This window comes from Alistipes sp. An54 (genome assembly GCF_002159375.1).
GTDB lineage: Bacteria > Bacteroidota > Bacteroidia > Bacteroidales > Rikenellaceae > Alistipes > Alistipes megaguti.
The window spans coordinates 370,153-393,151 of sequence record NZ_NFIA01000001.1; the positions used below are offsets into that span (position 1 = coordinate 370,153).

Annotated in this window: 17 protein-coding genes; 14 read left to right on the forward strand and 3 right to left on the reverse strand. The window is 62.8% G+C overall.

All coding sequences use genetic code 11. From position 1 onward, the window contains the following. The first annotated feature begins 11 nt into the window (after positions 1-11). The 6 genes from B5G09_RS01395 (at position 12) to B5G09_RS01420 (ending at position 8,702) form a co-directional block, all read left to right on the forward strand. On the forward strand, positions 12-2,018 hold the full coding sequence (locus B5G09_RS01395) for an oligopeptide transporter, OPT family (protein ID WP_087403706.1): 2,007 nt from the start codon (positions 12-14) through the stop codon (positions 2,016-2,018). A 100-nt stretch (positions 2,019-2,118) separates the two neighbouring features. Then, positions 2,119-3,336: a peptidase T gene (gene pepT / locus B5G09_RS01400; protein WP_087403707.1), complete on the forward strand. Its 1,218-nt coding sequence runs from the start codon at positions 2,119-2,121 to the stop codon at positions 3,334-3,336. A 75-nt stretch (positions 3,337-3,411) separates the two neighbouring features. Next, entirely contained in the window at positions 3,412-5,337 is a 1,926-nt protein-coding gene (locus tag B5G09_RS01405) for an NAD(+) synthase (RefSeq protein WP_087403708.1), read from the forward strand. Between the two features lie 122 nt (positions 5,338-5,459). Beyond that, on the forward strand, positions 5,460-6,056 hold the full coding sequence (locus B5G09_RS01410) for a DUF4923 family protein (protein WP_087403709.1): 597 nt from the start codon (positions 5,460-5,462) through the stop codon (positions 6,054-6,056). A 250-nt stretch (positions 6,057-6,306) separates the two neighbouring features. After that, positions 6,307-7,662 carry an NADP-specific glutamate dehydrogenase gene (gene gdhA, locus B5G09_RS01415; protein ID WP_087309455.1) on the forward strand — a complete coding sequence of 452 codons (1,356 nt, stop codon included), beginning with the start codon at positions 6,307-6,309 and terminating at the stop codon, positions 7,660-7,662. Between the two features lie 53 nt (positions 7,663-7,715). Continuing rightward, positions 7,716-8,702: a glycoside hydrolase family 97 protein gene (locus B5G09_RS01420; protein ID WP_241147522.1), complete on the forward strand. Its 987-nt coding sequence runs from the start codon at positions 7,716-7,718 to the stop codon at positions 8,700-8,702. A gap of 14 nt (positions 8,703-8,716) precedes the next feature. Here the strand turns inward: B5G09_RS01420 and B5G09_RS01425 are convergent, their stop codons facing one another. From B5G09_RS01425 to asnS, 3 genes are all read right to left on the reverse strand, one after another. Further along, positions 8,717-9,325 (reverse strand): hypothetical protein, encoded by a 609-nt coding sequence (locus B5G09_RS01425; protein WP_087403710.1) that lies wholly within the window; start codon positions 9,323-9,325, stop codon positions 8,717-8,719. Positions 9,326-9,417: 92 nt separating this feature from the next. Beyond that, positions 9,418-10,842 (reverse strand): RNA polymerase factor sigma-54, encoded by a 1,425-nt coding sequence (rpoN, locus tag B5G09_RS01430; RefSeq protein WP_087403711.1) that lies wholly within the window; start codon positions 10,840-10,842, stop codon positions 9,418-9,420. Positions 10,843-11,239: 397 nt separating this feature from the next. Further along, positions 11,240-12,628: an asparagine--tRNA ligase gene (gene asnS, locus B5G09_RS01435; protein WP_087403712.1), complete on the reverse strand. Its 1,389-nt coding sequence runs from the start codon at positions 12,626-12,628 to the stop codon at positions 11,240-11,242. Positions 12,629-12,742: 114 nt separating this feature from the next. On the opposite strand from asnS, the gene B5G09_RS01440 reads away from it, so the two are divergent. The 8 genes from B5G09_RS01440 to B5G09_RS01475 all read left to right on the forward strand — a co-directional run bounded on the left by B5G09_RS01440 (position 12,743) and on the right by B5G09_RS01475 (position 22,845). Further along, positions 12,743-14,080: a glycoside hydrolase family 2 TIM barrel-domain containing protein gene (locus tag B5G09_RS01440; RefSeq protein ID WP_087403713.1), complete on the forward strand. Its 1,338-nt coding sequence runs from the start codon at positions 12,743-12,745 to the stop codon at positions 14,078-14,080. A 6-nt stretch (positions 14,081-14,086) separates the two neighbouring features. Continuing rightward, a complete protein-coding gene (rlmH, locus tag B5G09_RS01445) occupies positions 14,087-14,560 on the forward strand; it encodes a 23S rRNA (pseudouridine(1915)-N(3))-methyltransferase RlmH (protein ID WP_087403714.1) in 474 nt (157 codons plus the stop codon). Between the two features lie 4 nt (positions 14,561-14,564). Beyond that, positions 14,565-15,140 (forward strand): response regulator transcription factor, encoded by a 576-nt coding sequence (locus B5G09_RS01450; RefSeq protein WP_087309449.1) that lies wholly within the window; start codon positions 14,565-14,567, stop codon positions 15,138-15,140. Positions 15,141-15,414: 274 nt separating this feature from the next. After that, the gene (locus tag B5G09_RS01455) at positions 15,415-17,691 is read left to right on the forward strand and encodes a TonB-dependent receptor (RefSeq protein WP_087403715.1); all 2,277 of its coding nucleotides are present in this window, start codon (positions 15,415-15,417) and stop codon (positions 17,689-17,691) included. 1 nt (position 17,692) lies between these two features. Further along, on the forward strand, positions 17,693-18,232 hold the full coding sequence (locus B5G09_RS01460) for a hypothetical protein (protein ID WP_241147523.1): 540 nt from the start codon (positions 17,693-17,695) through the stop codon (positions 18,230-18,232). 70 nt (positions 18,233-18,302) lie between these two features. Continuing rightward, entirely contained in the window at positions 18,303-19,157 is an 855-nt protein-coding gene (gene nadC, locus B5G09_RS01465; protein ID WP_087309447.1) for a carboxylating nicotinate-nucleotide diphosphorylase, read from the forward strand. A gap of 234 nt (positions 19,158-19,391) precedes the next feature. After that, positions 19,392-21,467: an LTA synthase family protein gene (locus B5G09_RS01470; protein ID WP_241147524.1), complete on the forward strand. Its 2,076-nt coding sequence runs from the start codon at positions 19,392-19,394 to the stop codon at positions 21,465-21,467. Then, a complete protein-coding gene (locus B5G09_RS01475) occupies positions 21,460-22,845 on the forward strand; it encodes a GNAT family N-acetyltransferase (RefSeq protein WP_087403716.1) in 1,386 nt (461 codons plus the stop codon). Before B5G09_RS01470 ends, B5G09_RS01475 begins: the two co-directional genes overlap by 8 nt. Positions 22,846-22,999: the final 154 nt, after the last annotated feature.

The following is a 22,999-nucleotide window of genomic DNA, read 5'->3' on the forward strand; positions in this document are numbered from 1 at the left end:
GCGCCCGACTCATGAAACAGGAAGAAACACCCCGCACGTCGCTCCCCGAAAACGCCTACCGCGAACTCAAACCCGGGGAAAACTATACGCCGGTCATGCCGGCCTCCTCCTCGCCCCGCGAGGTCACCCCCTACTCCGTAGGAATGGGCATCGTGATGGCCATCATCTTCTCGGCCGCCGCAGCCTATCTGGGTCTGCGCGTCGGCCAGGTCTTCGAGGCCGCCATCCCGATCGCCATCATCGCCGTCGGCATGGGCACCGTCCTGGGCAAGAAGAACATGCTCGGACAGAATGTCATCATCCAGTCGATCGGCGCCTCGTCGGGCGTCATCGTCGCCGGTGCAATCTTCACCCTCCCGGCCCTCTACATCCTCGGGCTGGATGCCGCCTTCTGGCAAGTCTTCCTCTCGTCGCTCTTCGGCGGTCTGCTGGGCATCGTGCTGCTGATCCCCTTCCGCAAATACTTCGTCAAGGAGATGCACGGCAAGTATCCCTTCCCCGAGGCTACGGCCACCACCGAGGTGCTCGTCTCGGGCGAAAAGGGAGGCAATCAGGCCAAGCTGCTCGCCGTGGCGGGTCTGATCGGCGGTCTCTACGACTTCGTGGTCGGCACGTTCGGGCTGTGGACCGACGCCGTCTCGACGCGCATCTGCGCCTGGGGACAGGTCGCCGCCGACAAGTTCAAGGTCGTCTTCGGACTGAACACCTCGGCCGCCCTGCTGGGTCTGGGATACATCATCGGTCTGAAATATGCGCTGATCATCACCGCCGGCTCGTGCCTTGTGTGGTTCGTCATCGTGCCGGTGGTCGGCTCGTTGGCCGAAGCGCTGGATCCCGCAGCACTGGCCTCGCTGCTGGGCGTGACGAACGAGAAGCTGCTGGCCGACCCCTCGGCGCTGCTCTCGGCCGAGAACCTCTACACCTTCATCGGCAAGCCGATCGGCATCGGCGGTATCGCCATGGCCGGCATCATCGGCATCGTGCGCCAGTCGAAGATCATCCGTCAGGCCGTGGGTCTGGCCGTCTCGGAGTTCGGCGGCGGCAAGACGGCCGCAGCCTCGACGGAGCGCACACAGCGCGACATCCCGATGAAGCGCATCCTCTCGATCCTGATCGCCACGCTCGTCTGCGTCTTCGTCTTCTTCCACTTCGGACTGCTCGACAACTGGGTACAGTCGGTCACCGCGATTCTGATCGTCTTCATCATCGCGTTCCTCTTCACGACCGTGGCCGCCAACGCCATCGCCATCGTGGGTTCGAACCCCGTCTCGGGCATGACGCTCATGACGCTGATCCTCTCGTCGCTGGTGCTCGTCTCGGTGGGTCTGAGCGGCACGACGGGCATGACCGCCGCGCTGATCATCGGCGGCGTGGTCTGCACGGCCCTCTCGATGGCCGGCGGATTCATCACCGACCTCAAGATCGGCTACTGGCTCGGCACGACACCCCGCAAGCAGGAGGCGTGGAAATTCCTCGGCACGTTCGTCTCGGCAGCGACGGTGGCCGGCGTGATGATCGTGCTGAACAAATCCTACGGCTTCGTGGGTGAAGGGGCCCTGGTCGCTCCGCAGGCCAACGCCATGGCTGCGGTGATCCAGCCGCTGATGACCGGCGGCCAGACCCCCTGGATGCTCTACTTCTGCGGTGCGGCGCTGGCCCTGGTGCTGACGGCCATCGGCGTGCCGGCCCTGGCCTTCGCGCTGGGTATGTTCATCCCGATGGATCTGAACGCCCCGCTGGTGGTGGGCGGTCTGATCGCCTGGTTCGTCTCGAACCGCTCGAAGGATGCGGCGCTGAACAGGGCCCGCATGGACCGCGGCACGCTGATTGCCTCGGGATTCATCGCCGGCGGTGCGCTGATGGGCGTGGTAAGCGCCATCCTGAAGTTCGCCAACGTCGACTGGTTCCTCGCGGGATGGGCTTCGTCGAATGCAGCCGAGTGGACCGGTCTGGTGATGTATCTGGTGCTGATCGGCTACTTCACGTGGCACACGCTGCGCGCCAAAAAGGAGGAGTAACTCAGGTCGGGAGAGGGCCCGGAAACTCGGCGCAACACCCTGAAACCGGGATTCAGACCTCCGGAAACGGAAAACGAACTAACAACAAAACCGAATATTTATGGATCTCAAGGAACGATTTCTGAAATATGTCTCCTACGACACCCAGTCGTCGGAGGAGAGCACAACCTTCCCCTCGACCGAGAAGCAGAAGGTGCTGCTCGAAGCCCTGCGTGACGAGATGCTGACGCTCGGCATGACCGACGTCACGATGGACCAGTACGGCTACGTGATGGGCACCATCCCCGCCTCGGCAGGGTGTGAGAATGTCCCCGTCATCGGCTTCATCGCCCACGTCGACACGTCGCCCGACATGAGCGGCAAGGATGTCAAACCTCGCGTGGTGGAGGATTACGACGGCGGTGACCTGGTGCTGAACGGCCACCTGACGATGCGCGTCGAGGATTTCCCCGAGCTGTCCTTCTTCAAGGGCCACACGCTGATCCACACCGACGGCACAACCCTGCTGGGGGCCGACGACAAGGCCGGCGTGGCCGAGATCATGACCGCCGCCGAGTATCTGATGACCCACCCCGAAATCCGGCACGGAAAGCTTCGCATCGGCTTCACCCCCGACGAGGAGGTGGGACGCGGCGTCGACTTCTTCGACGTACGGGCCTTCGGCGCCGACTTCGCCTACACGGTCGACGGCGGCATGGAGGGCGAACTCGAGTATGAAAACTTCAACGCCGCGAGCGCCAAGATCGAAATTCAGGGCCGCAACGTCCACCCGGGCTACGCCAAGGCGAAGATGATCAACGCCATCGACGTGGCCTGCGAGTTGCAGACGCTGCTCCCGGCGGCCGAGCGTCCGCAGTTCACCGAGGGCTACGAGGGCTTCTACCACTGCGTCGGCGTGAACGGCACGGTCGAGAAGGCCTCGCTGAGCTACATCATCCGCGACCACGATGCCGACCGCTTCGAGCAGAAGAAGGTCTTCCTGTGGGCGTGCGTCGACCTGCTGAAGAAAAAATACGGCGACGAGGTGCTCACCCTCACGATGAAGGACCAGTATTTCAACATGCGCAAGATGGTCGAGCCCCATCCGCAGCTGATCGAGCGGGCGCTGAAGGCCATGGAGATGGCCGGCGTGAAGCCGCTGGTACGGCCCATCCGCGGCGGTACGGACGGCGCTCGTCTCTCGTTCATGGGGCTGCCCTGCCCGAACCTCTTCACCGGAGGCATGAACTTCCACGGCAAGTTCGAATACTGCTCGCTCACCACGATGCGCAAGGCCCAGCAGGTGATTCTGAACCTGGCACAGCTCTGGGCCGAATAGGAGTTGCATGGCGGACGGGGCATGACGCCGGACGGATTCCGGCACGGAGCCCCGAAGGCGGAAACTGGAAACAAAATGGACAATTTCGGATTTCTGAAGGTGGCGGCGGCGATCCCCTCCCTGCGGGTCGGCGACTGTACCTACAACATGGAGCGCACGGCAGCGCTGGCCGAAGAGGCTGCCCGCCGCGGCGTGGAGATCGCGGCATTCCCCGAACTGGGAATCACCGCCTACACGTGTGCCGACCTGCTGCTGCAGCCCACGCTGCTCGATGCCGCCGAGGAGGCCCTCGTGCGGCTGGCGAAGGCCACGCGCAGACTGCCGCTGGTCGTGATCGTCGGGGCGCCGCTGCGCCACGGTTCCGCGCTCTACAACTGCGCCGTAGTGATGACCCAGGGCAAACTGCTCGGTGTCGTCCCGAAGAGCTACATACCCAACTATGCGGAGTTCTACGAGGATCGCTGGTTCGCCTCCGGGGCCGGAATCACCGACGAACAGATCGCCGTCGGCGGACAAACGGCCGACTTCGGGGCAGATCTGACCTTTGAGGTCAACGGCGCGGAGTTCGGCGTGGAGATCTGCGAGGACCTCTGGGCTCCGATTCCGCCCTCGTCGCAGCTGGCGCTGAACGGCGCCAAGGTGATCTTCAACCTCTCGGCTTCGCCCGAACTGGCCGGCAAGCACCTCTACCTGCGCACGCTGGTGGCCCAGCAGTCGGCCCGTTGTCTGGCAGCCTACGTCTACGTCTCGGCCGGATTCGGCGAGTCGTCGACCGACCTGGTCTTCGCCGGAAACGGTCTGATCGCCGAAAACGGCACGCTGCTGCGCGAGGCCGAGCGCTTCTCGATCGACGAGCAGCTGGTCGTGGCCGATGTCGACCTGCAGCGGCTCGAGTTCGAACGCCGCCGCAACACCTCGTTCCGCCAGCGGGAGGCCGCCTCGGAGAATACCGTCATCGAGATGGAGATTCCCGAAGGGCTGCGTGCCGCCGTTCCGGAGCGTGACGTCGACCCGATGCCCTTCGTGCCGAAGGACGAGGAGCACCGCAGCGAACGCTGCGAGGAGATCTTCCGCATCCAGTCGCACGGACTGGCCCAGCGACTGCGCCACACGCGCTGCGAACGGGCCGTGGTCGGCATCTCGGGCGGACTGGATTCGACGCTGGCCCTGCTGGTGACGGTCCGCACGTTCGACCTGCTGAAGCTCGACCGCACGGGAATCATCGGCATCACGATGCCCGGCTTCGGAACCACCGACCGCACCTATCACAACGCCCTGGAGCTGATGCGCGAACTGGGGGTCACCGTACGCGAGATTCCGATCCGCGACGCCTGTCTGCAGCACATGCGCGACATCGGTCTCGATCCGGCGGACCGCTCGGCCGCCTACGAGAATGCCCAGGCCCGCGAACGGACCCAGATCCTGATGGATGTGGCCAACATGGAGGGCGGTCTGGTCATCGGAACAGGCGACCTCTCGGAGCTGGCACTCGGATGGGCCACCTACAACGGCGACCAGATGTCGATGTACGGCGTCAATGCCTCGGTACCCAAGACGCTGGTGCGCCACCTGGTCAAGTGGGTCGCCGACACGGAGCGCGATTCCTCGACGCGCGCCACGCTGCTCGACATCATCGACACCCCCGTGAGCCCCGAACTGCTGCCGGCCGATGCCGACGGACACATCGCCCAGAAAACCGAAGATCTGGTGGGCCCCTACGAACTCCACGACTTCTTCCTCTACAACTTCCTGCGGCTGGGCTTCGGCCCGGAGAAGATCCTTCGGCTGGCCGAGGTGGCCTTCGAAGGGAGCTACGACAGCGAAACGATCCTCAAGTGGCTGCGGATCTTCTTCCGCCGCTTCTTCGCGCAGCAGTTCAAGCGCTCGGCCATGCCCGACGGCCCGAAGGTCGGTTCGGTGACCCTCTCGCCGCGCGGCGACTGGCGCATGCCATCGGATGCCTCGGCCGACGTCTGGCTCCGCGAGCTCGACCGGCTGTAATCATCCCGTACGCGAAGGTGCGGCAACGCCCCGCGCCGAATAACCGGAACTCCACCGACGCCCCCACGGGACCAATCACCTGTTCCCGAGGAGAGCGGCGTCGGACAAATACGACATAACGCATGAAAAAGATTCTTTTTACGACGGTCGTCCTGCTCGTGGCAGCCTCGGCCGCAGCTCAGGACTGGAAAGATGCCCTGAAGAAGATCGCCACCACGGCGGTCGACGAAGTCACCGACGGAAAACTCACCCAGTATGCCCTTGACGGAACGTGGAACTACACGGGCCCGGGCGTCAAGTTCGAAGGCGAAGACATGCTCTCGGACCTCGGAGCCACAGCCCTCGAATCAACCGTCGTCGAGAAACTCGAGAAAGCCTACTCCCTGGTCGGCATCAAGGCCGGAACCAGTTCGTTCACCTTCGAACGCGCCGACAGCACCTTCACCGCCGTACTGGGCAAGCACCAGCTCTCGGGAACCTACTCCTACGACGCCGAAAAGCACACCGTGGCCCTGTACTTTGCCAAAGGCAAACTCAATCTGGGAACCATTGAGGGACATGCCTACGTCAGCGGCTCCGATCTGCAGCTGGTCTTCCCGGTGACGAAACTGGTGAATCTGGTCACGTCGCTCGGCAGCAAGGTCTCTTCGCTTTCGACCCTCGTCACCCTGCTCAAGAAGTACGAAGACGTCTACCTCGGATTCGCCTTCTCCCGCTAAACGGCAACTCCCAACCCCGGGAGTGCAAAATTTTTGAAAATTTTTTCCCTGACGGATTCACGGCGAATCCGTCTTTTTTTATTACGGATCCTCAGCCTGGCCCGTTCATCGGCCCCGGACCGTAAGCAAATGAGCGGGGGTGCTTATCTAAAATATTTTACGAAATTCTTAAAGAACTTGCAAAATAGCGGCGAATTTCTTAATTTTATAGCCACAATCAAACCTGAAAACCCCGTAAATCCGAAACGCTATGAACGAACAAGCCCGACAATACGTCGAAGATTTCATGGCCCGGCTCATCGCCCGCAATCCGGGAGAGCCGGAGTTCCATCAGGCCGTCCGTGAGGTGGCCGAGTCGCTGGCTCCGCACATCGTCGCCAGCCCGATCCTGCAGAAGATGAAGATTCTCGAACGCATCGCCGAACCCGAACGGGTCATCATGTTCCGTGTGGCGTGGCTCAACGACAAGGGCGAAATCGAAATCAACCGCGGTTACCGCATCCAGATGAACAGCGCCATCGGCCCCTACAAGGGCGGTATCCGCTTCCACCCGTCGGTGAACCTCTCGATCCTGAAGTTCCTGGCCTTCGAGCAGACCTTCAAGAACAGCCTCACGACCCTGCCGATGGGCGGCGCCAAGGGTGGTTCGGACTTCAACCCCAAAGGCAAGTCGGACAACGAAGTAATGAAGTTCTGCCAGTCGTTCATGACCGAACTGCAACGCCATATCGGTCAGGATACCGACGTGCCGGCCGGCGATATCGGCGTCGGAGGCCGCGAAATCGGATACATGTTCGGCCAGTACAAGCGTTTGCGCGACGAGTTCACCGGGACGCTCACCGGTAAGGGCCGCGACTGGGGCGGCAGCCCGCTGCGCCCCGAGGCCACGGGATACGGCACCTGCTACTTCGCCCAGGAGATGCTCGCCACGCGCGGCGACTCGTTCCAGGGCAAAACCGTCTGCATCTCCGGTTCGGGCAACGTGGCCCAGTATGCCTGCATGAAGGCTACGGAGCTGGGAGCCAAGGTCGTGACGCTCTCCGATTCGTCGGGTTACATCTACGACCCCGAAGGCATCAGCCCCGAAAAGCTCGACTACGTCATGGAGCTCAAGAACATCTTCCGCGGCCGCATCAAGGAGTATGCCGAGCGCTATCCCTCGGCGACGTACTATCCGGGCGAGCGTCCGTGGGGCGTGAAGTGCGACATCGCCATGCCGTGCGCCACGCAGAACGAACTCAACGGCGATGAGGCCCAGATGCTCGTCGACAACGGCTGCATCTGCGTGGCCGAAGGGGCCAACATGCCCTCGACACCCGAAGCCATCCGCGTCTTCCAGCTCCACAAGCTGCTCTATGCCCCGGGCAAGGCGGCCAATGCGGGAGGTGTAGCCACCTCGGGACTCGAGATGGTTCAGAACTCAATGCGCCTGACCTGGACCCCCGAGGAGGTCGACGCACGCCTCAAGGCCATCATGAAAAACATCCACTCGGTCTGCGTCCAGTACGGCACCGAACCCGACGGCTACATCAACTATGTCGTCGGAGCCAACATCGGCGGTTTCATGAAGGTGGCCAACGCCATGCTGGCCCAGGGATGCGTATAACCCACGAACCTTCCCTCCAACCCATCATCAGTTTCTCTCCCGAAAGCCGGTTTTTGATAAAACCGGCTTTTTTATCCTTCTCAGGAGCGGTTTTTCCGTATCATTGTCTGAAAGAATCACCCGCAAAAAAACGATCCATAAAGAGACTGCTCCTCCCGCTCACCACCCTGCTCCTGCTGCAACCGCTCACCGCCCGGGAAGAACTCACCTCGCCCGGAAACGTACTGACCCTCACGTTCGACGTCGCGGACGGCATACCGCGTTACGCGCTCAGCTACAAGGGTCGGGCCGCGGTGCTCCCCGGCCGGCTCGGCTTCGAACTCAAGAACGCCCCCGCGCTGCTGGATGGCTTCACCCTGCAGTCGGCCGGGCGCAGCAGCTTCGACGAGACCAGGGAACCCGTCTGGGACGAAACGACCACCATCCGAAACCACTACAACGAACTGGCCGTCACCCTCGAACAGCAGGGCCGCATCATGATCGTCCGCTTCCGCCTCTATGACGACGGACTCGGATTCCGCTACGAATTCCCCGAACAAAAGCGGCTCACACAATCCTCCGCGAAGAGCGGACCGATGGACTATACGCCGGGAATCTTCGGCATGGACCTCTCGACCTTTGCCCCGGGCGACACCTCGAAAGTCAACGCTACGACCTGCAACCAGCTGGCCCTCTACGTCACGATGTATTCACCGCTGCAGATGGCGGCCGAACCCGGGGTCTATATCGTGGCGGCCCGCAAGACCAAAGGCCGCAACGAATGGTTCGTGGGCGGGGGGGGGAAAAAAAAAAACCAACGAAGAGGCCCGGACGATGGAGATCGGATTCGATTTTCTGGAACCAGGCCGGAGTACGTGGCAACGCTCTACGCCGATGCGCCGGATGCCGACTATGCCGAGAATCCGGAGGCTTACCGCATCCGCAGCGGACGGGTCACAGCCCGCAGCCGGTTGTCGGTGTGGATGGCCCGCGGCGGAGGATTTGCCATCTCGCTGCGGGAGGTCGCTCCGGCCGCCCGCAGACTGCTGAAGCTGAAATAGATCGGGTTCCGGATTTACAGGAAGAGTACGGCCAGCATGGCCACCACGAAACCGCCGCAGAATCCGGCCAGCACCTGCGCGCCGTTGTGACAGCCGAGGTAGAGACGTGCCGAGGCCAGTGCTCCGGCGGCAAGGATGGCGACCATGAGCGGGATGAGCATGTTGCCCACTCCGACGATGTTCATCACCACGAGCAGAGCCACCACGGCCCCCATGCCGGTCAGGTGCAGGCTGATCTTCCACCACAACGACACCACGAGGCACATCGCCTCACAACAGGCGGCCGCCACCATGAACTTGCGCAGAAAGATGGCCGAGGGGATCTTCGCAAAGGTGATGGCACAAAGGATGTAGCAGACGATTCCGACCGCCAGGGGCAGCCACCGTTCGCGCCGGTTGTCCACCTTGAAACTGGAGATCCGCCCCAGCGAATGCAGCACGCCGAGCACCAGGAACGGAATGACGATCGCATAGAGCGCCACCACCCACATGAGGTAGAACTTCATCTGCGTGGAGTAGTGGGCGAAGGTGGTCATCGTGAGCAGCACCGCCATCAGGTAGACCGGCAGCAGAAAGGGGTGCAGCACCCACGAAAGCGTATTGGCTATTTTCCGATAATTCATTGCATTCATGCTTTTTAAGGCCGCCCCGACGCGACCGGGCATCACTCAGCCCCGTTCTTTAGTTTTTTTTTCCCCCCCCCTCTCCGCCGGGGTCAGATCTGCTTGCGCAGCCGCGCCACCGGGATGCCCAGCATCTCGCGGTACTTGGCCACCGTACGCCGCGCAATGCGGTATCCCTTCGAATTGAGGATGTCCATCAGCGTCTCGTCGGTCAGCGGGTGGCGCTTGTCCTCGCCGTCGATGCACTGCTGCAGGATGTGCTTGATCTCATAGCTCGAGACCTCCTCACCCGATTCGGTCTGCATCGCCTCCGAGAAGAGCGACTTGAGCAGGATGATCCCGAACTGCGTCTGCACGTACTTGCTGTTGACCACGCGCGAGATGGTCGAGACATCGAGCCCCGTGCGGTCGGCGATGTCCTTGAGGATCATCGGGCGGAGTTTCGAACGGTCGCCGTCCTTGAAGTACTCCTGCTGGTAGTCGAGAATGGTCTGCATCGTGCGCATCAGCGTGTCGTGGCGCTGCTTGATGGCCGAGATGAACCACTTGGCCGAGTCGATCTTGTTCTTGACGAACTGCAGCGCCTCCCGGTCCTGCTCCTTGACCTTGCCGTCGGGACCCACCATGTCGCGGATCATGTCGACGTAGCGGCGGTTGATCCGCACCTCGGGGACGTTGTACGAATTCATCGAGAGGTTGAAATGGCCGTCCTGATAGTCGAGGATAAAATCCGGAATGATGTAGGGTGTCGTATCCGTTCCCCCCTCGGCATAGAGGTTGCCGGGTTTGGGCGAGAGGTGCTTGATCTCGGCAATGGCCTCGCGGAACTCATCCTCCGAGACCTGCAGCCGCGCCATCAGCTTCTCGTAGTGCTTCTTGACAAACTCGTCGAAGTAGTCGGCCAGAATCCGGCGGGCCAGCCGGCGCGGACGCGTATTGAGCGGCAGCTGGTCGATCTGCAGCAGCAGGCACTCGCGCAGGTCGCGGGCCCCGATCCCGGCCGGTTCCAGTTCGTGGATGATCCCCAGGATACGCTCCAGCTCCTCGGCCGAGGTCTCGATACCCACCGTAAAGGCGATGTCGTCGGCCACCGACTCCAGGTCGCGGCGCAGGTAGCCGTCCTCGTCGAGACTGCCGACCAGATAGGTCGCCAGACGCATGTCGCGCTCCGAGAGGTTGCGGAAATTCAACTGCTCGATGAGATACTCCTGCAGCGAGCGTCCTTCGGTCAGGTAGACCGGACGCTGCTTGTCGTCCTTCGAGAAGTTGTTGATGTGGCTCTTGTAGGAGGGGGTGTCGTCTTCGCGCAGGTATTCGTCGACGGAGATCTCCTGCGGCTGCTGGTCTTCGTCCTCGGCGGGACGTTCCTCCTCCTCGAGGACGATGTTGTCTTCGATCTCCTGCTTGATGCGCTGTTCGAGCTGCACGGTAGGCAGCTCCAGCAGCTTGATCATCTGAATCTGTTGCGGAGAGAGCTTCTGCTGAAGCGAAAGTACCTGTTTCTGATTGATTGCCATATCGAATCCAAATTAAGAATAAGAATCACCTTCCAATTTGGTTTCTTCATTTCGGGTTTGTTCGGGTTTTCCACATTCAGGGGTGGCCGATCGCCGCTCGAGCAGCGGACTCCGGGGGATAAACGCCCTCGCCTCGCCCCAAAGTCCCGATGCCCCCTGCTACAGGCTCGCTAAGGCCAACTTCTCCCACTGCCGGGGTCCGATGACCGTCCCTGCTCCAGACTCACAAAGGCCAATACCCACACACCCTTCGGGGCGCTCAATACCGGGCCAGCCCGTCTCCCGCGATCGGTGTCCGACGCCGCGTCACCGCAGCCTCCGGCCCTGACCGGGGAGGGTTTGTTGCCGGCCGGTCGCCGTCCAAGGCGTACCGGCCGCAAGTACGGCAGCCGACCGGTCAGAAATCGGCGTGCATCGGTGTACGCGGGAAGGGCTGTACGTCGCGGATGTTGGTCAGACCGGTGACGAACAACAGCAGACGGTCGAAGCCCAGACCGAAGCCCGAGTGGGGAGCCGATCCCCAGCGGCGCGTATCAAGATACCACCACAGTTCGCGCTCGTTCATGCCGAGCTCCTTGACGCGGCGGTTCAGCTTCTCGTAGTCGGCCTCACGCTCCGAGCCGCCGATGATCTCGCCGATGCCCGGGAAGAGGACATCCATGGCGCGCACGGTCTTTCCGTCGTCGTTCTGCTTCATGTAGAAGGCCTTGATATCCTTCGGATAGTTGATCAGGATCACCGGGCGCTTGAAATGCTCCTCGACCAGGTAGCGCTCGTGCTCCGACTGCAGGTCGCAGCCCCAGTCGCACGGGAATTCGAACTTGCGGCCCGAAGCCTTCAGGATCTCGATACCCTCGGTGTAGTCGAGGCGTTTGAAATCGTTGTGCAGCACGAACTTCAGCCGGTCGATCAGCCCCTTGTCCCACATCTTGTTCATGAACTCGAGGTCCTCCTTGCAGTTGTCCAGCGCATACTGGATCAAGTACTTGAGGAAATCCTCGGCCAGCTCCATATCATCCTCCAGGTCGTAGAACGCCGCTTCGGGTTCGATCATCCAGAACTCCGAGGCGTGGCGCGGCGTGTTGGAGTTTTCGGCGCGGAACGTCGGGCCGAACGTATAGATGCGGCCCAGCGACAGGGCGCCCAGCTCACCTTCGAGCTGTCCCGAAACGGTCAGATTGCACGACTTGCCGAAGAAGTCCTTCGTATAGTCGACCTTTCCCTCCTCGGTCTTGGGCAGATTGTTCAGGTCGAGCGTCGTGACCTGGAACATGGCGCCGGCCCCTTCGCAGTCCGAAGCGGTGATGATCGGCGTATGGAAGTAGTAGAATCCGTTCCTGTTGAAATACTCGTGGATGGCGTAGGCCATGGCGTGGCGGATACGCAGCACGGCGCCGAAGGTATTGGTCCTCGGACGCAGGTAGGCGATGTCACGCAGGAACTCCAGCGAGTGGCCCTTCTTCTGCAGGGGATAGGTATCGGGGTCGGCCGTACCGTAGATCTCGATCCGCCCGGCCTGCACCTCGACGCCCTGACCGGCCCCGGGCGAGGCAACCAGCCGGCCGTCGACACGGATGCAGGCTCCCGTCGTAATGGGCTTGAGCTGCTCCTCGCTGATCTTCGACAGATCGACCACCACCTGTATGTTGTTCACGCACGACCCGTCGTTCATGGCGATAAAGGCCACGTTCTTGTTGCCGCGCTTGGTGCGCACCCAGCCTTTGACGACGATGTCGCTGTCCACGACCCCCGACTTGAGGATTTCTGCGATTCTCTGCGTTTTCATAGGATATAGTAGGATATTCAGTTCACACGTTTTTCCGAATTGCCAAAGTTAGCCATTATTTGCGATTTGACAAAAAAAAAGTACCTTTGTCGTGCTTATCTATCTCAGCATACGATGAAACGAACGTTATGGACGGCTGCGCTGGCAGCCTGCACGCTGACGGCTGCTGCCCAGGAGGAATCCGCAGCCCGCCCCCTGGCCGAGGGTGGCCGCATCTTCCGCACCGAGGCGGTCCCCTACAACGCCCGCCACGACGCCGATGCCCGCAACCGCCAGGCCGGAGGCTACTGGATGGAGTTCCGTCCCGAGCTGATCACCCGCTCCGAGGGCGAGATCAGCGCCTTCTACGGCGCGAAAATCGACATCCCGTTCGAATGGACCGACGGTCGCGTCTTCCTCCACCTCGAAAATACGGGCGCCGGCTACTCGCTGTGGCTCAACGACCGGCCCGTGGCCGAGGTCAACGATCCGCTGACCCCCGCGGAGTTCGACCTGACGCCCTACGTCCGACAGGGGGTCAACTCGTTCCGCGTGCTGATGCACGCCCGGCGCCTGGCGATCGACGGCCAGGGAGTGCAGCGTCCGCTCTTCGAAAACAGCTACCTCTATTACCAGAACCGGCGTTCGATCGCCGACTTCGAGATCGCCCTGGTCCCCGACACACTGGGGCGCGAATTCGGCATGCTCGATCTGAAGATCATCGCCTGCAACGCCTACAATTACGACGAACCCGTCACCGTGGGGTACGACATCTACTCGCCGGACGGCAAACTGCAGGAGTTCAACATGACCGAGATCACCATCCCGGGCCGTTCGACCGATACGGTGCGCTACACGCCGCTGATCTACCACACCTATGAGCACAGGTGGGAGGCCGGAAGCAAGAATCCGCCCCTCTACAGCGTGATGCTCTTCACGCGCCGCAACGGCGTCTACAAGGAGTACATGCCCCTGAAGATCGGATTCGGCAAGACGGAACTCGTCGACGGACGACTCATGCGGCTGGGCAAGGAGCTGCGGCTGGTCAAGGCCCAATACAACGCCGCCGCCGACCGCAAGACGACCCTTTCGGAGCTCAAGGCGCTGAAGGCCAAGGGAAACAATACGATCTGCCCGAGCTATCCGCAGCCCGTGTGGTTCTACGAACTGTGCGACCAGCTGGGGCTCTACGTCATCGACCGTGCGGCGATCGACGCCCCCGAGAAGCGCGATGACCGCCGCGTGGGCGGCACGCCGTCGAACGATCCGCGTCTGGTCGACGAGTACATCGAACGCGTCAAGTCGATGTACTACCGCTCGCGCAACTTCACCTGCGTGGTGGCCTACGACCTGGGCTGCCCCTCGGGAAACGGCTACAACATGTACAAGGCCTACGAGTGGCTCAAGTCGGTGGAGAAGTCGCGGCCGGTGATCTACTCCGACGCCGACGGCGAGTGGAACAGCGACCTCTGACGCTTCATGAACATCGAACTGATCCTGATCGGCAAGACCGACTCGAAGGAGGTCGCCGCGCTGGTCGAGCTCTACGTCCGGCGGGTGAACCGCTACTGCCGTTTCGCCGTAACGACACTGCCCGACGTGCGCAACACGAAGAGTCTGAGCATCAAGCAGCAGCGCACGGCCGAGGGTGAAGCCATCCTGCGCCAGCTCTCGGACGGGGACTACGTCACGCTGCTCGACGAACGGGGCACCGAATACCGCTCGGTGGAGTTTGCGCTGTGGCTGCAGAAGCGGCTGAACAGCGGCGTCAAACGTCTCGTACTGGTCATCGGGGGCCCCTACGGCTTCTCCGACGAGGTCTACGAGAGGGCCGATGCAAAGCTGTCGCTCTCGCGCATGACCTTTTCGCACCAGATCGTGCGGGCGATCTTCGCCGAACAGATCTACCGCGCCTTCACGATCCTCAACAACGAACCCTATCACCACGAATAACGCCATGCAGCCGACCCCCGCAATAGCCGTCCTGACCTCCAACATCCTCGTGGGTGCGGGGCTGCGTTCGATGCTCGAAAAGATGGTTCCGCAGGCCTCGGTCGAGTTGCTGCGCACCTTCGAGGCCTATCTCGAGGCGGGACCCGACCGCTATGTTCACTGCTTTGTCGCGGCTCCGGTCTTCCGGGCCCACAGTGCCTTCTTCCGCGAACGCTGCCACCGCACGATCGTGTTGACCCACGGGAGCCCGTGTCCGGGGATGCACGCGCTCGACGTCGACACCGACGAGGAGGAGTTCGTCCACGCGCTGGTCCGCATGCAGCAGCACGTGCGGCGCCCCGAGCACACGCTCAGCGACCGCGAACCTGCCGCACAGCCCCTCTCCGAACGCGAAACCGAGGTGCTGACGCTCATCGCCCGCGGGCTGATCAACAAGGAGATCGCCGACCGGCTGGGTATCGGGCTGACGACGGTCATCTCCCACCGCCGCAACATCATGGAGAAACTCGGCATCCGCTCGGTGGCCGGGCTGGCCGTCTATGCGCTGACCTCCGGGCTGGTCGACGCCGACGAGATCTGACAAGGGGGGGGGGCCGCGGCCGACGACAACCGACGACGCAACCGACCGTCACGACAGGAACCCCACAACCGGCCGCCGCAACCGTCCTCACGACTGACCGCCGCAACAAAACCCTCGACCGGACCCTTGGCCGGCAGGCAGAGAGCCGACAGCGCACCGGCAGCGCACCACCGCATCCTGAAACAACCCGCTCCTCATAAATTAGGATTGCAGCTTTCACCGGAAAAGCGTTACTTTGCATCGCAAAACCGCTGAAAAAGTATCCGACTGCCCGATGCCGATCCACAGACACCTCATTCCGCTGCTGATCCTCCCGATCCTTCTCGGGGCGGGACACCGCGCCGTGGCGGCGGAGGGCCCCGATGCGGAGATGGCCGACACGACGATCGTCGTCGACCGCGTGCAGGTGACGGCCATCAAGCAGGGTCCCGTGCTGCGCTCGACGGCCGTAGCGTCGTCGATCCTCGGCAGCCGCGTCGTCGAACGCCGCGGCATCTCCGCGCTGAAGGAGATCTCCTCGCTGGCCCCCAACTTCTACGTCCCGGACTACGGCTCGCGCATGACCTCGTCGGTCTATGTGCGGGGACTCGGCGCGCGGATCGACCAGCCGGTCATCGGCATGAACGTCGACAACGTGCCGGTACTCAACAAGAACGGATTCGATGCGGAGTTGGCCGACATCGAACGCATCGAGGTGCTGCGCGGCCCGCAGTCGACCCTCTACGGTCGCAACACGATGGGCGGCGTCGTGAACGTCTACACCCTCTCGCCCCTGACGTACGAAGGGGTGCGCGCCCTGGCCGAGTACGGCAGCGGCAACACGCTACGGCTGCGGGCCTCGGCCTACTGGCGGCCGCGGCAGGACGCAGGATTCTCCGTGACGGGCTTCTACACGCGTTCGGACGGCTTCTTTACCAACGACTGGAGCGGCCGCAAGTGCGACTGGGAGTGGCAGACCGGCGGACGCTGGCGCGTGCAGTGGGACAACGGCCGCGGACTGCGGCTGGACAACACCTTCTCCGCGGCCCGGCTCGAACAAGGCGGCTACCCCTATGCCTACGCCGGCGAACCGATCGTCGAGGGGGGAGAGACGCTGCTTCGCCCGGGACAGATCGCCTACAACGACCCGAGCGGCTACCAGCGCACGTCGCTGAGCGACGGGCTGACGCTGCGCTACGACGCCCCGCGCTACAGCCTCTCGTCGATCACCAGCTACCAGTACCTCGACGACGCCATGACGCTCGATCAGGACTTCACGCCGCTCTCCTACTTCACGCTGCGGCAGGCCATCCGCGAACACGCCCTGACGGAGGATCTCGTCATCCGTTCGCGCGGCACGGAGCGTTACGGATGGCTCTTCGGCGCCTTCGGATTCTACCGCAACCAACGGATGGACGCCCCGGTGACCTTCAAGCGCACGGGCATCGAGCGGCTGATCCTCGACAATGCCAACACGTCGCCCGAGGTCCTCTACTACACGATCGACGCCGACGAACTGCTGCTCTCGTCGGAGTTCCGCACGCCGACGTGGGGCGCGGCCCTCTATCACGAATCGCGGCTCCAACTGGGGCGGTGGCTACTGACGGCCGGAGTGCGGGCCGACTTCGAACGCACGCGGATGAGCTACCGCAGCCGCGCCGATCTGGACTACCGGCTTAGCATCAACGGCGGGGAGCTCTCCCCGCAGCGGATCGCAATCGACGACCGCGACCGGCTGGTCCACTCCTACCTCGAGGTGCTTCCGAAGGTGACGGCGCTGTACGCCTTCGGCCCGATGCGCAACCTCTACCTCTCGATCGCACGCGGCTACAAGGCCGGAGGCTTCAACACGCAGATGTTCTCCGACATTCTGCAGGAAAAGCTCCAGGGGGCGATGGTCTCGGGCATCCCCGAGGTGGATCCGGAGCGGATGTCCTACCGTCCGGAGTACAGCTGGAACTTCGAGATGGGCGGTCACTTCTCGTGTCTGGACGGCGCCGTGCGGGGCGACTTCGCCCTCTTCTGGATCGAGGTGAGCGACCAGCAGCTGACCGTCTTCCCCGAAGGGCAGGCCACGGGCCGCATGATGGCCAACGCCGGACGTTCGCGCAGCCGCGGTGCCGAGCTCTCGCTGCAGGTCTCGCCCTGCAAGGATTTCGACCTGAACCTCAACTACGGATACACCGACGCCCGCTTCGTGCGCTACCGCAGCGGTGTGGAGGACTACGCCAGGCGGCGCGTCCCCTATGCTCCGGAGCACACCTTCGCGGCCCGCGCCACGTGGAGCCGTCCGACGGGCGTCGAGTGGCTGGGCGACGTGGTCGTCGAGGCCGGCGTCCAGGGGGCGGGCCCCATTGCGTGGAACGAGCAGAATTCGCTCACGGAGCCCTTCTACGCACTGATGGATGCCTCCGTACGGCTCGAACACCGCCGCTGGTCGGTCGGCGTGTGGGGCCGCAACCTCACGGGATCAGTCTACAACGTATTCTATTTCAAGTCGATAGGACACGAGTTCGTCCAGCGCGGACGACCCCGGACCTTCGGCGTCACATTCACCCTAAACTTTCAATGACATGCTGAAAAAACTGCTGATGATGAGCCTGGCGGCCCTTGCGCTGGCTGCCTGCAACGACGATGCCGACGAAGGAATCCAGTACGCGACGAGCAATCCCGAGATTGTGAATGGCGTCTACTCCGGACGGAACATGCACTTCTACGGAACGGCCAAGGTGACCGATTCGGAGGGCAACGTCTTCACAGACCCGGAAGCCTGGTTCGAGTTTGCCGGCGACCGCGAAACGCTGGTCATCTACATGCACCAGACGCGTTTTGCCGAAAAGATGCCCCAACTGGACATGCGCATCTACCGCATCCCCTACACCGGAGGCGAGGGAGCTTCGCTCTCCTTCTCGTCGGAGAGCCTCATACCGCAGGTCCGGCTCCCGAATCAGGTGGGCGGCGGTTACAGCTACCAGGACATGCCCGCCTACACGCTTACCGGCGTCGAGGGATCGGTCAACGACATCGTCTGCCGCATGGCCTTCACCTGCAGCGTGCCCAAGCTCGGAAGCTACCGCATGGAGTACGAAGGGCTCCTGCTGGTAAAAAAATAGTCCTCACGGGGATGGAGTTTGCCTGCGAAGTGTTAACTTTGCAGGCAAAACCATTAAACAAGCACGAAAGATGAAACCCGAATACAGACCCTTTGTGGACGAACTGATCGAACTCTGCATCAAGGAGGATATCGGCGACGGCGACCACACGTCGCTCTGCTGCATCCCCGCCGACGAACACGGACGCATGCGCCTCTTGTGCAAGCAGGAGGGGGTGATCGCCGGTATCGAGATCGCGCAGATCGTCCTCCACCGCCTCGACCCCGAGATGCACTTCGAACAGGTGCTGCAGGACGGCGATCGCGTGAAGCCCGGCGACGTGGCCTTCTACGTCTCGGGACGCCTGCGCTCGCTGCTGCAGGCCGAGCGCATCGTGCTCAACATCATGCAGCGCATGAGCGGCGTGGCCACCCAGACGGCCGTCTATGTCAAGCGGCTCGAAGGGCTCCACACCAAAGTCCTCGACACGCGCAAGACGACACCCGGCATGCGCGTGCTGGACAAGATGGCCGTCAAGTTCGGAGGAGGCGAAAACCACCGCATGGGGCTCTTCGACATGATCCTGCTGAAGGACAACCACATCGACTTCGCCGGCGGTATCCGCAAGGCCATCACCGGCGCCCGCGAGTACCTCAAGGCCCACGACAAGAATCTCCCGATCGAATGCGAGGTCCGCACGCTGGAGGACATCGACGAGGTCTTCGCCGCGGGAGGCGTCGACCGCATCATGTTCGACAACTTCACGCCCGAGATGACGCGCCGCGCCGTCGAAAAGGTCGCCGGACGCTGCGAAACCGAATCCAGCGGCGGCATCACCCTCGAGACATTGCGCCAGTACGCCGAATGCGGCGTGGACTTCATCTCCGTCGGAGCGCTGACCCACCAGATCCGCTCGCTCGACATGTCGCTCAAGGCCTGCGAATAGCCCGGGGCCCCAAGAGGGGGGGGGAAAAAAAAAAAAAGCCTGCAGAAGAGAGACGCCACGGAAAGGCACACAGGAGAGAGGAAGAGGAGAAGAGAAGCACGAGAGAGGCAGGAAACGAGGAGAAGGAGGAGAGGATTGCGAGTGAGCGAAGAGAAGGAAAAGAAGAGGAGAAAAACGAGCGATTGAACTGCCGGAAAGAGGGCCCGCCCTCATCCGGACTGAGAACAGAATACGATGGAGCGAACGACTGACCGTCCGACACGGGTTCCCCGACTGATCCGCACACCGCCGGGTATGCTGGTGTGGCGGATTCTCCTGCTTTATATCGTGCTGTTCGTCTGCCGCACGGTCTTCTACCTCTACAACGCCGCGCTGATCGGCCCTCTGACGGGCGGAGAGATCGGCCAGCTGCTGGCCGGAGCGCTGAAGTTCGACACCTCGTCGGTGGTCTACGCCGACGGACTGTTCATCCTGCTGTCGCTGCTGCCCCTCCATGTGCGTGAACGCCGCTGGTACCGGGGCGTGATGTTCGGCTACTACGTCGCGGTCAATTCGCTGCTCGTCGTGGCCGCGAATCTCGCCGATACGGTCTACTTCCGCTATACGCAGAAACGCTTCACGGCCGACGAGATCTTCTTCGCCGACAACGACAACTCGCTGCAGCTCGTCGGGAAGTTCATGGCCGAAAACTGGCACCTCGCCCTCCTTTGGGCCGCGCTCACGGCCCTGCTGGCCTGGGGCTACCGCCGCCGGGTACACGAGGAGAGCCTGCTGCGCCGCGGCTGGCCCTACTACACCGGCGGAGTGGTGCTGCTGGCCGTGGCCGCCGGGTTGAGCATCGCCGGCATGCGCGGCGGCATGACCCGCATGACGCGGCCCATCACCCTCTCGAACGCCACGCTCTACACCTCGGAGAGCCCCAAGGCCAACCTCATTCTGAGCAATCCGTTCTGCATCCTGCGCACGGCCGGAAGTTCATCCAGCGTCCAGTTTCCCCGCTACTTCTCGGACGAGGAGCTGCCACAGCGCTTCACCCCCGTCCACCAGCCGGCCGACTCTACGGCCGTCGATCTGGGACGCCGGAACATCGTCGTCTTCATTCTCGAAAGCATGTCGGCCGAACACTCGGCCCACCTCTGCCCCGAAATCTACGCCAATCTGCCGCAGAAGGGCTTCACGCCGTTCCTCGACTCGCTGATGCGTCAGGGGCTGACCTTCCGCCGGATGTATGCCAACGGCACGCGCTCGATTCAGGCCATGCCCTCCGTGCTGGGAAGCATTCCCTCGTTCCGCACCCCCTTCGTACTGATGCCGCAATCGCTCGGCGAGAGCCGCCAGCTGCCGGCCATGCTGGCCGATGAGGGCTACTCGACCGCCTTCTTCTGCGGTTCGGAGCGCGGCTCGATGGGATTCGGGGCCTACGCCCGTTCGGCCGGGGTCGAGCGCCTCGTCAGCCGCGAGGATTACGAGGAGCGACACGGAACCGGCGATTTCGACGGCTACTGGGGCATCTGGGACGAGCCATTCCTGCAATTCATGGGCGAGGAGCTCGCGGCAATGCCCGAACCCTTCTTCGCCACGCTCTTCACCCTCTCGTCGCACCATCCGTTCGTCGTCCCAGAGCAGTATGCCGCAATGCTGCCGCAGGGTTACACGAAGATCCACCCGGGCGTGGCGTACGACGATCTGGCCTTCCGTCACTTCTACGAACGCTTCCAGAACGAGGAGTGGTTCCGCCGCACGATCTTTGTCTTCGTGGCCGACCACGTCTCTTCGGAGAAATTTGCCGACCGGACCCGCTCCTACCCCGGCAACATGCACATCCTGGCCTTCATCCATACGCCCGACGGCGTCCTGCGCGGCGAGGTCGGGGAGATCACCCAACAGCTCGACCTGATGCCGACCCTGCTGGGGCTGATCGGCAACCGCAAGCCCTACTTCGCATTCGGTCGAGACGTGCTCAACGAACCCCGGCGTCCGCGCTGGTCGGTGAGCTACGACGGCGAGTTCCGCGCCCTGACCGACCGCGGCGCCCTGCTGCTCAACGATGCGGGAGTCCCGGCCGGAGTGCGACCCGTCGAGCTGGCCCCGGCAGGTGCTGACACGACGGCAGTCACCGCTCCGGCTGACACGGCGGACGCGGAGAACCCGTCCGTCCCGGCGGCGGCAAACGATCCGGCGGCAAACGATCCGGCGGCAAACGATCCGGCGGCGGCGCCTACGGTCGATTCGCTGCGCCGGGGATTTCAGGCCCTGCTGCAGCAGTACTACCAGCATATCGAAAACAAGAATTACACGGTTCATGATTGAATTCCACCCCGTGCGTCTCGAGGACCGCAGCGTCATCGAGCGCCATACGATGCCGTCGGGCATCTGCAACTGCGACCTGGCCTTTGCCAACATGTACTGCTGGCAGGAGGTCTATCACAGCGCGTGGGCCGAGATCGAGGGCTTTCTGGTCATCCGTTTCCAGATCGACGGCGGACCCCGCATCGGCTACATGCAGCCGGTCGGCGAGGGCGATTTCGGGCCGATCATCCCGCTGCTGCGCGAGGATGCCCACGCCCACGGGCAGCGGCTGCGCATTATCGGCCTGACGGACGAGGGGCGTGAGATGATCCGCCGCATGCACCCCGGCGAGTTCGCCTTCGAGTCGGACCGCGCCCTCGAAGACTATGTCTACAACGCCTCGGATCTGCGCGACCTCCCGGGCCGCCGCTACCAGCCCAAGCGCAACCACATCAACCGCTTCATGGCCGAATACCCCAACTACCGCTACGAAGTACTGACACCCGAACGGTCGGCCGAGTGCATGACGCTCGAACGCATCTGGCGGAAGGAGCACACGGGCCACACCTCGGAGCTGAGTGCCGAACAGCGGGCCATGCAACGGGGATTCGAACACTTCGACGAACTGGGGCTTATCGGCGGCTGTATCTATGTCGGCGACCGGCTGGTGGCCTTCACCTTCGGTTCGGCGGTCAACGACCACACCTTCGACACCCACATGGAGAAGGCCGACACGGAGTACGACGGCGCCTTCACGATCATCAACAAGCTCTTCGCCGAGCACCTTCCCGAGCGATTCACGCTCATCAACCGCGAGGAGGACCTCGGTCTCGAAGGGCTCCGGCGCGCCAAACTCTCCTACCATCCGGCCTTCCTGCAGCACAAGTTCATGGCCATCCGCCTCCATCCCGACGAACTGGCCTGCAAGCAGTTGTGGCAGGAGGCCTTCGGCGACGACGACGATTTCGTCGACTCGTTCCTGATCCGTTACTACTCGCGGCACCGGGCCCTGACCATCGAGGAGGAGGGGCGCACGGTGGCCATGCTCCATCTGCTCCCCTTCGACACGGAGTTCGGGCCCACGACCTACATCTATGGCGTTGCCACGGCCGAGAGCCACCGTCACCGCGGGCTGGCCTCGCAGCTCATGCGGCAGGCCATGGCGCTCATCGAGGAGCGCGGCAATGCGGCGGCCTTCCTGATCCCAACCCCCGGCAAGGAGTGGCTCCGCGACTTCTACGCAGGGTTCGGACTTGCCGAAGAGACGCCCGTGACGTTCGTCTCGGAGGACGGATTCGACTTCGGAACGGGTGATGCGGCCACCGACCGGGCCATGATCTGGCGGCGCGATGCGTCGACTCCGCTGCCCGAGACCCTCACAGCCACCTATCGCAAATAGCAGAGCGCCACACCGGCACAAAAAAGTCCGGAACCTTAACGGTTCCGGACTTTTCCATATACGGTTCGGGGAGTGCACCCTCTCCATGCCTGATCCGGGGCGGAGCAAGACACATTCGCCCTCTCTTTCTCCTCCTCTTCACAAGATCCTCTCC

Bases quoted from the DNA above. Each gene is read 5' to 3' on its own strand.
- B5G09_RS01395 (WP_087403706.1), top strand. From the start codon at position 12: ATGAAACAGGAAGAAACACCCCGCACGTCGCTCCCCGAAAACGCCTAC.
- B5G09_RS01460 (WP_241147523.1), top strand. From the start codon at position 17,693: ATGCTGAAAAAACTGCTGATGATGAGCCTGGCGGCCCTTGCGCTGGCT.
- B5G09_RS01410 (WP_087403709.1), top strand. From the start codon at position 5,460: ATGAAAAAGATTCTTTTTACGACGGTCGTCCTGCTCGTGGCAGCCTCG.
- asnS (WP_087403712.1), bottom strand. From the start codon at position 12,628: ATGAAAACGCAGAGAATCGCAGAAATCCTCAAGTCGGGGGTCGTGGAC.
- gdhA (WP_087309455.1), top strand. From the start codon at position 6,307: ATGAACGAACAAGCCCGACAATACGTCGAAGATTTCATGGCCCGGCTC.
- B5G09_RS01440 (WP_087403713.1), top strand. From the start codon at position 12,743: ATGAAACGAACGTTATGGACGGCTGCGCTGGCAGCCTGCACGCTGACG.
- B5G09_RS01425 (WP_087403710.1), bottom strand. From the start codon at position 9,325: ATGAATTATCGGAAAATAGCCAATACGCTTTCGTGGGTGCTGCACCCC.
- rlmH (WP_087403714.1), top strand. From the start codon at position 14,087: ATGAACATCGAACTGATCCTGATCGGCAAGACCGACTCGAAGGAGGTC.
- B5G09_RS01470 (WP_241147524.1), top strand. From the start codon at position 19,392: ATGGAGCGAACGACTGACCGTCCGACACGGGTTCCCCGACTGATCCGC.
- B5G09_RS01450 (WP_087309449.1), top strand. From the start codon at position 14,565: ATGCAGCCGACCCCCGCAATAGCCGTCCTGACCTCCAACATCCTCGTG.
- B5G09_RS01475 (WP_087403716.1), top strand. From the start codon at position 21,460: ATGATTGAATTCCACCCCGTGCGTCTCGAGGACCGCAGCGTCATCGAG.
- B5G09_RS01405 (WP_087403708.1), top strand. From the start codon at position 3,412: ATGGACAATTTCGGATTTCTGAAGGTGGCGGCGGCGATCCCCTCCCTG.
- B5G09_RS01455 (WP_087403715.1), top strand. From the start codon at position 15,415: ATGCCGATCCACAGACACCTCATTCCGCTGCTGATCCTCCCGATCCTT.
- pepT (WP_087403707.1), top strand. From the start codon at position 2,119: ATGGATCTCAAGGAACGATTTCTGAAATATGTCTCCTACGACACCCAG.
- rpoN (WP_087403711.1), bottom strand. From the start codon at position 10,842: ATGGCAATCAATCAGAAACAGGTACTTTCGCTTCAGCAGAAGCTCTCT.
- nadC (WP_087309447.1), top strand. From the start codon at position 18,303: ATGAAACCCGAATACAGACCCTTTGTGGACGAACTGATCGAACTCTGC.